The sequence below is a fragment of the Candidatus Zixiibacteriota bacterium genome (genome assembly GCA_035380245.1).
GTDB lineage: Bacteria > Zixibacteria > MSB-5A5 > GN15 > FEB-12 > DAOSXA01.
Window position 1 is genome coordinate 1,278,690 of the sequence record DAOSXA010000002.1, and the last position, 11,562, is coordinate 1,290,251.

10 protein-coding genes are annotated in these 11,562 nt (G+C 53.6%); 2 read left to right on the forward strand and 8 right to left on the reverse strand.

Annotated features, from left to right (window positions below):
- Positions 1-6: 6 nt before the first annotated feature.
- From prfA to rpmE, 3 genes are all read right to left on the reverse strand, one after another.
- Positions 7-1,077, reverse strand: a complete 1,071-nt coding sequence (gene prfA / locus PLF13_10345) for a peptide chain release factor 1 (protein ID HOP07678.1) — start codon at positions 1,075-1,077, stop codon at positions 7-9.
- Positions 1,078-1,147: 70 nt separating this feature from the next.
- Positions 1,148-2,116 carry a DUF1385 domain-containing protein gene (locus tag PLF13_10350; GenBank protein HOP07679.1) on the reverse strand — a complete coding sequence of 323 codons (969 nt, stop codon included), beginning with the start codon at positions 2,114-2,116 and terminating at the stop codon, positions 1,148-1,150.
- Positions 2,117-2,238: 122 nt separating this feature from the next.
- Positions 2,239-2,451 (reverse strand): 50S ribosomal protein L31, encoded by a 213-nt coding sequence (gene rpmE / locus PLF13_10355; protein ID HOP07680.1) that lies wholly within the window; start codon positions 2,449-2,451, stop codon positions 2,239-2,241.
- A 666-nt stretch (positions 2,452-3,117) separates the two neighbouring features.
- Here rpmE and PLF13_10360 point away from each other — a divergent pair.
- On the forward strand, positions 3,118-3,372 hold the full coding sequence (locus PLF13_10360; GenBank protein HOP07681.1) for a SemiSWEET transporter: 255 nt from the start codon (positions 3,118-3,120) through the stop codon (positions 3,370-3,372).
- Positions 3,373-3,550: 178 nt separating this feature from the next.
- Here the strand turns inward: PLF13_10360 and PLF13_10365 are convergent, their stop codons facing one another.
- Together PLF13_10365 and PLF13_10370 are read right to left on the reverse strand one after the other, a co-directional pair.
- Positions 3,551-4,075 carry a hypothetical protein gene (locus PLF13_10365; protein HOP07682.1) on the reverse strand — a complete coding sequence of 175 codons (525 nt, stop codon included), beginning with the start codon at positions 4,073-4,075 and terminating at the stop codon, positions 3,551-3,553.
- Positions 4,072-4,644, reverse strand: a complete 573-nt coding sequence (locus PLF13_10370) for a sigma-70 family RNA polymerase sigma factor (protein ID HOP07683.1) — start codon at positions 4,642-4,644, stop codon at positions 4,072-4,074. Before PLF13_10370 ends, PLF13_10365 begins: the two co-directional genes overlap by 4 nt.
- A 136-nt stretch (positions 4,645-4,780) precedes the next feature.
- Here PLF13_10370 and PLF13_10375 point away from each other — a divergent pair, with 136 nt between their 5' ends.
- Entirely contained in the window at positions 4,781-5,137 is a 357-nt protein-coding gene (locus PLF13_10375) for a hypothetical protein (protein HOP07684.1), read from the forward strand.
- 135 nt (positions 5,138-5,272) lie between these two features.
- On the opposite strand, the gene PLF13_10380 is transcribed toward PLF13_10375, so the two are convergent.
- The 3 genes from PLF13_10380 to PLF13_10390 all read right to left on the reverse strand — a co-directional run bounded on the left by PLF13_10380 (position 5,273) and on the right by PLF13_10390 (position 11,041).
- Complete coding sequence (locus tag PLF13_10380; protein HOP07685.1) at positions 5,273-7,105, reverse strand: ABC transporter ATP-binding protein; 1,833 nt, start codon at positions 7,103-7,105, stop codon at positions 5,273-5,275.
- Positions 7,095-8,903, reverse strand: coding sequence for an ABC transporter ATP-binding protein (locus PLF13_10385; protein ID HOP07686.1), 1,809 nt, complete (start codon positions 8,901-8,903; stop codon positions 7,095-7,097). The genes PLF13_10380 and PLF13_10385 overlap by 11 nt, the downstream gene beginning before the upstream one ends.
- A gap of 713 nt (positions 8,904-9,616) precedes the next feature.
- Complete coding sequence (locus PLF13_10390) at positions 9,617-11,041, reverse strand: thrombospondin type 3 repeat-containing protein (protein ID HOP07687.1); 1,425 nt, start codon at positions 11,039-11,041, stop codon at positions 9,617-9,619.
- Between the last annotated feature and the right edge of the window lie 521 nt (positions 11,042-11,562).

The following is an 11,562-nucleotide window of genomic DNA, read 5'->3' on the forward strand; positions in this document are numbered from 1 at the left end:
AGATATTTATACTTCCTGAAGGTTAAGACGTCGTTGCTGGTCGTGCTCACGCAACGGTTCGATAAGCAAATCGACATCACCGCCGAGCACCGGTTCGAGTTTATAAAGCGTTAGATTTATCCGATGATCGGTCACGCGTGATTGCGGAAAATTGTACGTGCGAATCTTGGCCGAACGATCCCCGGTCGAAACCATCGAGCGCCGTTCGGCGTCCACTTTCTGCCGTTGTTCCTCGATTATCCGGTCGTACAACCGCGCCCGCAGCACCTTGAGGGCTTTGGCCTTGTTCTTGTGCTGGGATTTTTCATCCTGGCAGGTAACGACCAAACCGGTTGGAAAATGCGTAATCCGCACCGCCGAATCGGTCGTGTTCACCGACTGCCCCCCCGGTCCGCTGGAGCGATAGACATCGACCTTGATTTCGCTCTCTTTCACCTCGACATCGACATCTTCCGCTTCCGGCAGCACCGCTACCGAAACCGCCGAAGTATGAATCCGTCCCTGGGTTTCGGTCACCGGCACACGCTGCACCCGATGCACCCCGGATTCGTATTTCATCATGCCGTAAGCATCCTCGCCGTCGAGCGAAAACACGATTTCCTTGAATCCGTTAAGGCCGGTCTCGTTGGAGTTAAGCACCTCCAGCTTCCAATGCTTATGGTCGGCATAGCGCTGGTACATACGGAAAAGGTCGCCGGCGAACAGTGCCGCCTCTTCACCGCCGGTCCCGGCTCGGATTTCCACAATTGCCGCGCGGTCATCGGCCGGATCGGGCGGCAGGAGTTTGAGCCGAAAGGCCATTTCAAGGTCCGGCAGTATTTCCTCGTTGGCCGCCAACTCCTCACGAGCCATTGCCACCAGTTCTTCATCCTCGTCGGCGTCGATAATTTCCTGAGCCTCGTTCACGGCCTTGACGACAGCCCGGTATTTCTCCCCGACTTCCAGCATTTCCGCCACTCGGCGGCGCTCCCGGCCCAGCTCTTTCATCCGGCTTTGATCCGACCCGATCGCCGGATCGGACATCCTTTGATCTATATCATCGAGCTTCTTGCGAAGCTGCTCTACCATCTCAAGCACAATTCGCCTCTTAACAAAATGGATATTGACAGGGTATGATAAGAAATCTTCGCGGGCAACAAAAAGGCCGCTATGAAGCGCCGATTCGTTCCGCCGGGAAGCGTGTTTCAGTCCGGCCCAATGAGGCCTCAAGCGCCACGATCGCCACCTCGAGCTGGTCGGCCGAGGGCTCTTTGGTGGTAATCAACTGTAACCACAGCCCCGGCTTGATCAAAAACTGGGTCAACTTGTTGTCGCGCGTTTTGCCGGAGAGCTTGAGCAACTCGTAAGACCCGCCCGCCACGATCGGCAGGAGCGAAAAATGCACCGCAAACCGGGTGGGCAATGTCGGCGGGCCGCCGGTTATCGCGGCATAAATCGAGTCCGATATGGCGTAGATGAATATCGCTATCAACGCCACGATCAGAATGAACGAAGTCCCACAGCGGGGATGCAGACGGGTATGCAGGGCCGCCCGTTCCGGGATAAGCTCATCGCCCGATTCGTAAGCATAGATCGACTTGTGCTCCGCACCGTGATATTGAAAAATCCGTTTGAACTCGCTGAAATAAGAAATGCCCCAGACATAACCCAGAAACAATACCAGCCTGATTCCACCCGCGGCCAGATTGAACCATACGGCGTTGCGGTCGATGTTGAAATAGTTGGAAATCGCCAACGGCAGGAAGAAGAAAATAAAAATCCCCACGGCCAAAGAAAACAACGCCGTTATCGCCAGCATGAAGCCGTTGGTCTTTTTTTCTTTCCCCTCGTAAGTTTCGCCCTTCTCTTCGGCGTCGAGCTTTTCCTGCTCCTGGATCGCCACATCGGCCGAGAAATTCAGCGTCTTGATGCCGAGGATCAGCATTTCCACGAATGCCACCGCTCCCCGAAGAATAGGGATATTGAGCCATTTCTTGCGCTTGGCCAGCGGCAGATAAGGATCCACCTTGACCTTTATCGTCCCGTCCGGCACCCGCACCGCGGTCGCCACCCGGTCGGAGGAGCGCATCATTACACCTTCGATTACGGCCTGGCCGCCAACATCAAGATCAGGCATGCATCATTTCCAAACTGGTTGTCGTCAAGAGTCTCTTCTTGCGCCCGGTCCGTTATAAAACAGCAGGCGGCGCCTTATCTGTTATACGCACCGCCTGCCCGGACTTGTGAGAATTAGCTGAGCTAACCCTGCTTCTGCACTTTAGCGTACTTGCGGCGGAACCGCTCGACACGACCGGCCGTATCGATCAACTTCTGCTTGCCCGTGAAGAACGGGTGGCAAGCAGCACAGATTTCCACGTTGATCGACTTACGAGTTGACCGGGTCGGATATTTAGCGCCGCAGGCACAAGTGATTTCTACTTCTTGGTATTCCGGATGAATTCCAGGTTTCACTTTTGTACCGCCTTTATCTTAGTCAACAATACTTTCATTTTTAGCGACTTATTCCGTTATCGGAATTCGCAGCCAATCAATATACGGTCATATTCCGGTTTGGCAAGAAGATTCTGTCCGGGCCTTACCGGCGTATCTACCATATAAATAAACCCCTTTTGCCCCTTCCGGTTCCAAAAACAAGCTCTAATTAGTCGAAAAACATAAATCAGGGTTCAATCATCCGCGGGTGTTGGCCCATTCGTCCCCGAGGAGGAGACCAATAACCGTTTGGTGGCCCGCCCGTCCAGGGATTGATGACAAACCTCTATCGCGACGGAGACAAGCCCTGCCGCTACGCGTTAAAGAGCCCTGACCTCGCGTAGCGGGCGGCCTTGTGTCGCCCGCATTACAGATGTGTTTTTACTGAATATCCGAGCGTATGACTTTTTCAACCCGCCCGCCCACGGGTGGGATATACCTGTAAGTTTCGGACAAAGGTGCTCCATCCCTTGGGTGGGAGAAACAAATCAAAATATCGCAGCACAGGTCCGTCCTCAAATCTGCGCTTACCACTTACATACAAGAAACCGTTGATATTCAAAAAGCTCCTGATATGGAACAAAAACAAAGCCTGCCGATTTCTCTTGACCGCACGATCTCCCGTCCGGTATCATCTACCCTGTTATGGACACAAAAACCATCATAGGGTTGATCGCCGGCGCCCTGACAACGGTCTCGTTCCTGCCGCAGGTTCTGAAAACCTGGCGGTCGCGATCCACCCATGACCTTTCTCTCTCGATGTATCTCGCTTTCAGCAGTGGTGTTGTTCTTTGGCTGGTTTACGGCGTGATGATTTCCTCGTTGCCGGTCATCCTGACCAACACTGTTACTCTGGCCCTGACCGCGGTTATTCTCGCCCTCAAACTCCGCTATCGGTGACAAACATTGGTGGTCTTGAGCAGGTCAAAACTCGTGCAGTTTTGACCTCATATCGAGCTGAAAGCTCGAAAGAATGCTATCGGAACCTCGCATCGCAAATTCCACTGGAGGGGTAAAACGCCAAAAAGATTAAGATGGATTCCTGCCTTTCGCGGGAAAGATGTTCCGTGAACGGCTGCTAGGCCAGGAACATAGCCTTGCCTCGGCGGGCGGTGCGAAGAGCATGGTCCAGCACACCGAACAAGGCCAGGATGATAATCGGCACCAGAATCAAATCGGGACGGATGCCTATCTTCTCCCACAAAGCCGTCCACGAAGGCATCAGCGCGGTCCATTCGCTGAATTTGGTCCAGTACTCGATACCCAGTTGCGATATCACATCGAAACTGTTGGTGAAGTAATAAAGAACCGCCAGCATGACCGCCACTCCGGCCGCCCAAAAAACTCCGGCATACGACCGGGAAGACGACGATGCGGGAACAATCTCCGGCTTTGCCGCGATAACGGCCCGCTCCACCAGGCGGTCGGTGAACTGCGCCGAAAGTTCGATCTCGGGTTCCTCCGCCGCAGCGGTATAGATCAGGCGATATGCCGCCACCGCCTCGCGACAGTCGCTGCACTCGGCCAGATGTTGCTCCACTGCTATCGCGTTCAACCCGGTGTCGAGATAGTCCTGTATTTCATCATCAGTCAGATGTCTCATTGCCAGCGTTCCTCCGACCCATAGCGGGCCAGCAGTCGTTCCTTGAGTTGTCGCCGGGCCCGGAACAAATAACTTTTCACGGTCCCTTCGGGCAGCTTCATGATGTCGCCTATTTCATTATACGACATCTCATCGAGATGGTACAACGTCAGAATGGTCCGATAAGGCGGCGACAGTTTTTCGATTTCGCACCGGATCCGGTCGGCGGTGTCGGCCTGTTCGGCCAGATCGTGCGGATCGGCAATCTCGGCCGAAACCGAATCCACCGTTCGGTCCTCGTCGACCAGGTCCTCGAAAAGCGGTACTTTCATTTTGTCGAGGAAATTCAAACTCTGGTTGTAGGCGATCCGGCCGATCCAGGTCGACATTTTGGACTCGAACCGAAAGCCGGGAAGATTCTCGAACAGTTTCATAAAGACGTTCTGGCAAACGTCCTCGCGATCATGTTCCGATGGTATCATCTTGAACACAATATGAGTCACCAGCTTACGGTATTGCTCGATGAACCGGCGAATCGCCTGCCGGTCTCCGGCTACCACCTTCTGAATTTCCGACCTGTCTTCGGTCATACATTAGTCTACGTAATCGGACCGGCCAGGACAGCTTTTGTTGCATAAAAAAACATGGTTATCGATGCAACCTTTCTCGATACAACCGGTCTGATCCTGACAGAAGAGATAAAATCGAAGACAAGGAGTTAGTATTATGAGTTCACAGCTTGTGGAAGCCCTGATTCCCCTGATCATATTCGGCTCGGGTGTCTATACGGTCAAACTGGTGCTGGACTATAAGGTCAAAAAGCAACTGATCGAACGCGACAAGGTCAACGAAAACGTCAAGTTTCTCTACCATGAAACACCCGATGCGCGAATTCTCTCGAACGTGAAATGGGGTATGATCCTGATAGGGATCGGTGTGGCGGCATTACTGAGCTGGTGGTTCCCCCGGTACATTTCAGAAGAAGGCACGGTCGGCCTGATGTTCCTGTTTGCGGGAATCGGCTTCCTGATCTACGCCTTCATGGCCGGCCAGAACAAACGAAAAAACAGCCCGCCACAGTAATTCAGTTCTGCTCCGATGGAGCACTTCCTCTCAGCACCCGGCGGCTTCGGTCCCCGGGTGTTTTATTTAGGGTAAAATGGGAAGGGGGTAGCCCGGACAAGGCTACCCCGCTTTGCGTAAAGAGGCCGCGAAACTCTAGGCCCCTATTTCTTCCGCCAGTTGATAGCGCCGATAGATACGGGCATATTCGCCGTCGGACTTCACCAACTGGTCATGTTTTCCCTGCTCGACGATCTTCCCTTCGCCGAGCACGATCACCTGGTCGGCTTTCTGAAGAGTGTCGGGCCGATGGGTGATCAACAATGCGGTCATTCCCGGCATCACTTCGTGCAGGCGATCCCAGAGAGCGGTTTCGGTGCTCGAATCGAGCGCCGAAGTGCAGTCATCGAGGATCAGGATGCGCGGTTTCCCGACCAGCGCCCGAGCCAGTGCGAGCCGCTGTTTCTGGCCGCCCGAAATGGACATACCGCGAGTGCCGATAGCGGTCTCGAGACCATCCGGGAAAGTCGCGATTTCGTCCTTGAGCTGGGCCACTTCGATAGCCCAGTCCAGAAGCGCCTGATCGACTTCCTTACGCCCGAAGGTGATATTGTTCCGGACCGTATCCGAGAACAAGGCCGGTTCCTGCGGGACATAACCGATGTTACGACGCAGGTCTTCGAGCTGGAATTCCTTCAGGTCACGGCCGTCGAGCTTAATCGTACCACCGGTCGGATCGACCAGACGCGGCACCATGTTGACCAGCCAGGTTTTGCCGCTGCCGACTCGTCCGACCAGAGCAATCGTCTGCCCGGGTGCGATCTCGAAAGAGATGGTATCGATAATCTTCCTCGGTGATCCCGGGAAGTTGAACTCGACACGGTCGAACACCAGTCCGCCCTGGACCGGGGAATTGGAATCTTCGGGACTACCAGATCCGCCGGAACCATTGGGACCTTCCGAGTCTCCCTCGACGACCATCGGGTGAACTTCTTCGAGTTCAACCAGACGGTTGATCGAGATCGCCGACTGACGCGACTTGACCAGGAACTGGCCGATGTCGAACATCGGAAAGATCAGGTAAACCGTGTAATACACGAACGCACCAAGTTTTCCGGTCGAGAGATCGGCATTGATAGCCATGTAACCGCCGGCGACCAGCACGATCACGATGCCGAGTTGCCAGATGTAGAAATACATCGACTCGACCACGGTCTGTGCCTTGACGGTTGCGATCTCGGCATCGCGACGGTCGTAGACGGCCTCGTCGAAAGAAGCCTTCTGGGCTTTCTCACGCACGTAGGCTTTAACCACTCGGATACCGGAAAAGCAGGCTTCCATGACGTCGTTGAAGTGTGATATCCGCTTCTGCAAATGCTCGTACCGTTTGTCGAGCACGGTGGCGCTGATAAAGAAAATGACAATCAGCACCGGCAGCGGTCCGACCGACCAGAGCATTAAACGGGTATCGATCGTGGCCATCATGATCAACGTGAAAGTCACCAACAACAACGCCTCGTAAAGCCGGAATATCCCGGAACAGGCAAACCATGATAGCTTCTCGGCAACATCATCGGTCATGCGCGTAACCAGATCGCCGGTCCGAAATTTATTGAAAAAGTTCGGGCCTTTGTCGGTGGTACGGTCAAAAGCATCCTGTCGGAAGAGCCATTCCAGCCGCAGGTTCATCCAGGCGCGATGACTCTGAACGAACGCATAAAGCAGGCACGATACCCCGCCAAACAGCACAACGGTCAGAGCGAGCGTCGCCGCCACCCCGAGACCGAATGAAGCACCGATATCCGCCAGCCAGACGGCAACGACGTCGTCCGGAACGGTATCTTTATCGAAGTAGTCGATACTCCATCCTATCAGGCGTGGGATCGACACCTGAAATGCTACCTGTACCGGGGTTAAAATAAGCAACACCGCCAGAACGTAGCGATAGCGCCGGTAGTATCTATAGAACCATTTTATCTTATCCAGCATTTGCTGTAACTCCGTTTCGATGTTTGAACTGCAGGTGGAACAGCTTTGAATAATAGCCGTTCGCCAGGATCAGTTCGGTATGGCTGCCGCGCTCGATTATCTCGCCGCGGCGAATGACCATAATCTGGTCAACATCAAGAATCGTCGAGAGCCGATGGGCCACGATAATCGAGGTCCGGCCGCTCATCAGCTTTTTGAGCGAGGCCTGGATGGTCCGCTCCGTTTCGGGATCAACCGAGCTGGTCGCCTCGTCGAGGAGCAGGATATCCGGATTGGAAGCCAGGGCTCGCGCGAACGAGAGCAACTGCCGCTCGCCGCGGCTGAAGTTCGAGCCTTTTTCCGACACTTCGGTGGCATAGCCGTCCTCGAGCTTGCCGATGAAACGATCGGCATCGACCGTTTTCGCGGCAGTTTTGATCCGGGTTTCATCGACACCTTCGGCATCGAGAGAAATGTTCGAGCCGACATCGCCCGGGAACAGGAAGATATCCTGCAACACGAGGGCAAATTGCCGACGCAGATCGGCTTTTCTGATTTTCCGAATGTCGATCCCGTCGACGGTTATCCGGCCGCGCTGTGGGTCATAAAGCCGCAGCAGCAGGCTGATGATCGTAGTTTTGCCGCCGCCGGTTACACCCACCAGAGCCATGCGTTTGCCCTTCGTTATTTCGAAAGTGGCATCCTTCAACGCCCAGTTGTTATCGCCGGTATAGCTGAACCAGACGTTTTCGAACCGGATCGCCTCTTTGAGGCCGCCCCAGGCAACCGGCTGTTCCGGATCGGGCAGGCATTGCGGTTCAGAGAGCAACGCGAAGATGCGCTTTGCACCGGCAATCGCCTTCTGAATCGTCGACAACTGCTCCGAGACACGCCAGATAGGATCATAGGATCGCCAGATCAGAATGATGAACATAATGATCGTACCGGAGGTGAGTAGTTCTGCATGGCGCCATTTATCGCCGAAATAAATCACAACGGCGAACATGACCGACTCGAAGAAGAAAACCAGGTTAAAGAATATGATAACCGCCACGTTGACGTACACATCCTCATCGAACTTAGCTTTGTTGGCCAGATCGACACGTCGACGGGCATAACTGCCGCGATGGAAGATCTGTACGATCGACATCGACTGTAAAAACTCAGTCAGAGTGGCTGTGACTTCAGCCATCTTTTTGCGAACGTTCAGAAATCGCCTGGTGGTTTTCCTTTCGAATATCACCACGAGGGCGGCGATGATCGGCACAACGATGATTAACAGCGACGCGAGATGCCAGCTATAGTAAAACATCACGGCGTAAATACCGGCTACGAGGAGCAAGTCCCCCACCACCAGTACCACCGTGTTGGTAAACAACATGCGTAACGACTCGGTGTCGGACTCGATCCGGGCAAGTAAACGGCCGACCGGATTGCGGTCGAAAAACGACACATCCAGCGACAGCACGTGATCGAACAGCTTACGCTTGAGCGTGACCATCACCGCCTGGCCGATCGTTTCCAGCTTGATGCGCTGGAAGTATTGCATCACGATTGTACCGACCTGGATGATGATAATCAGCGACGCCGTCATAAGGAGCCCATGGAAATCATGCGACTTTATGTCAATATCAACCGCGTCCTTAAGCAGAATCGGCCAATAGACCGAAAGGATCGTTCCCGTCGCCAACAGCACCAGGCAGAAGACTAGATCGTACTTATGCTCTTTCAGAAGCGGCAGCAGTCCGCTGAAGGCTTTACGCGAGGGGATATCGCGCTCAGCGGCGGTCTTTTCGTCTTCAAAGAATTCAGCGCTCATTGTCTTGTCTTTCAGATACTTAGTTTATTCCAGTGGCCAATTCATTCGACGGGACGGCCAATAAAAAACCCGCCGAACCTGATCTTGGTGCGGCGGGTGTAAACTCCGATTTTAGTGAAACAATTCACAAGCGTTTCTTACACCTCACGCCGCTATATGTACCATTAAGGCCGATGATGCACATGTAATTCACCTTAGACATTCAGGTACCTTTCCTTTCAAAGGCGCGGCTATGGTTAGAAACGAATCATTAAAGTCGATTTACGACGTAATTATCCTTTTGGTTTCGACCAATATAGAAAAAATTTTAATCCTGTCAAAACATTTTTTAGGGTCGAGATGGAATTTGTGATGAATGAGGGCATTAAGATCGAGTTACTGACGGTCACTCATTATAGGCTCGTAGGTCTGGTCCCGGAGAGAACAACGTTTTCGACAGCGCACTCACGAACGTCATTCCTGCGAAAGGGATTGTTGGCAAACCTCAATCGCGGCGGAGGCAAGCCCCGCCGCTACGCGTTGAAGAACCTTAACCTCGCGTAGCGGGCGGCCTTGTATCGTCCGCATTTATGAACATGGTCTGCAGAATATCCGCACATCCACGCATGTGACTTTTGCAACAGCCCTCAAGGAGCTGGCCACACAGCCGTCAATTGAAAGGGCAGGCTCGAAGACGGGCCTGCCCTATGGGTTCAGCGACAGAGTCTCGATGTCTACGGGCAGGGAAGCGGTGGTGTGCTCTCCTGGAACATGTATGAGATCAACGCGACCAGATCAGCGATATCAACACTGTAATCACCGTTGATGTCCAACTCCAGCAGGCATTGTGGCGCCGGCCCACCATTGAAGGCCCATTCAACCCAGAAGACTATATCCGATATCGAAAGCTGGTTATCATGGTCGGCATCGCCGCGAAGCTCGCAGCAGCAGGCGTCACCTATCCCGTCACCATTGCTGTCCTCCTGTCCCGGATTGGCAATATAGGGGCAGTTATCCTCAGGGCAGAGATCCTCTTCATAGCCGGGATCACCAAAACCATCCCGATCACGATCGTGACAATTGTCACACGCATCACCGACGCCGTCACCGTCGGAATCAGCCTGATCCGGATTATAAACCTGAGGGCAGTTGTCTCTGTTGCACGTCACGGGATATGCACTCCCGTAGCCATAACCGTCGCCGTCTTCATCCACACAGTGATCACAGACATCAGCGATATCGTCGTTATCCACATCCGCTTGATCCGGATTGTAAATATCGGGGCAATTGTCCTCGGGACACTGGTTGTCAAAACCGGGATCGCCGTAGCCATCACCGTCGGTGTCGGTACATTCATCGCAGGCATCGCCGATGCCGTCGCCGTCGTAGTCAGCCTGGTCGACGTTGGCCAGATCGGGGCAGTTGTCAGTCGGGCATTCGTTGTCGTAACCGGGATTGCCGTAACCGTCGAGGTCCGTATCGGTGCAATTATCGCACGCATCCCCGATACCATCGTTGTCGATATCGGCCTGGTCGGCATTGGCGACCGACAAGCAGTTATCCAGGTAATCGGCGACGCCGTCACCGTCGAGGTCCAGCGGTTGAGTATCCGAACCGGCGACAATACCACAATACGGTCCGCCCCAGGCCGGAGTTATCTGCTCAGAGTTATCGTTGATCCAAATCCAGCGATTAGAGGGTCGGAAAAAACAAGAGTCAATGCAGATGCGTTTGCCGTAGTCCTCCTCGCTCAACGGTCCGAGACGAATCGCGAGTGAAACATCATCGAAACCGGCCGGGATGCCCTCACCGACCATAACCATACCGGCACAGGAAACGGTATCGGAGCCGTTGCCGGGCCATTTGAAGAGAAAGACACCAAGATCGAGCATAGCACCGCCGAGTTCACCCACGGTGTCGATCTCGGAGGTAGTCCAGGAAGCGCCATCGGGCGAATAGATACGATAACCGTTAACGATTCCTCCAATGGATTCAGAGCCGGTCGTATAACGGAAATAGAAACTTACGGTCGTATCGACCTGCAATATGTTGTCGTAGATTACACCATCAAAATGATCGAGGGTGATGGTTTGTCCGGCTGTCGTGATTGGGATAAGAAACAACAGCAGCAGCGCCGTCAGGATTGAATGTCTCGTCATAGCAGTATCTCCCCTTTCGAAAATACTTAGAATCACCTCTCTAAGTAGAAGACGAAAGATGTCCCTACATTTGTTAATTTAATAATAACCGAGATAGACAATTCTGTCAATGCGCAATGTGTAACATAAACGACAAGAAGTATCGCGATGCCCAATTCCACCCGAGGGGAAGGGCACCGGCTGAGGTTACTCCCACCGTAGCGCAGATCCGTCTTCGAATCTGCCTGTTCACGTTTACCCACAGCCTCGAATTGTTTTCCCATGCTGAAAACGCGGGTTCGAAGACGAACCCGCGCTACGGGCTATCTGATTGGTGGGCGGCAGACGTCTCGTCTGCCCCTGCAGCAGCACACCCCGGAGAACGTCTTTCCCGCGAAAGGGATTGTTGACAAACCTATAAACAAACCCAGCTGCTCCGCGTTACAGTCAATCGTCGAAACTTCGCTTCGCAATCCCCAATTCCACCCGAGGGGTGGAGCACCAAGACTATGATCGTCGGGTTTCTACGTTCACGGGGCTTC

Excerpts from the sequence above, each read along its gene's own strand:
- PLF13_10350 (HOP07679.1), bottom strand. The coding sequence starts at position 2,116 with ATGCCTGATCTTGATGTTGGCGGCCAGGCCGTAATCGAAGGTGTAATG.
- PLF13_10360 (HOP07681.1), top strand. The coding sequence starts at position 3,118 with ATGGACACAAAAACCATCATAGGGTTGATCGCCGGCGCCCTGACAACG.
- PLF13_10365 (HOP07682.1), bottom strand. The coding sequence starts at position 4,075 with ATGAGACATCTGACTGATGATGAAATACAGGACTATCTCGACACCGGG.
- PLF13_10370 (HOP07683.1), bottom strand. The coding sequence starts at position 4,644 with ATGACCGAAGACAGGTCGGAAATTCAGAAGGTGGTAGCCGGAGACCGG.
- PLF13_10375 (HOP07684.1), top strand. The coding sequence starts at position 4,781 with ATGAGTTCACAGCTTGTGGAAGCCCTGATTCCCCTGATCATATTCGGC.
- PLF13_10380 (HOP07685.1), bottom strand. The coding sequence starts at position 7,105 with ATGCTGGATAAGATAAAATGGTTCTATAGATACTACCGGCGCTATCGC.
- PLF13_10385 (HOP07686.1), bottom strand. The coding sequence starts at position 8,903 with ATGAGCGCTGAATTCTTTGAAGACGAAAAGACCGCCGCTGAGCGCGAT.
- PLF13_10390 (HOP07687.1), bottom strand. The coding sequence starts at position 11,041 with ATGACGAGACATTCAATCCTGACGGCGCTGCTGCTGTTGTTTCTTATC.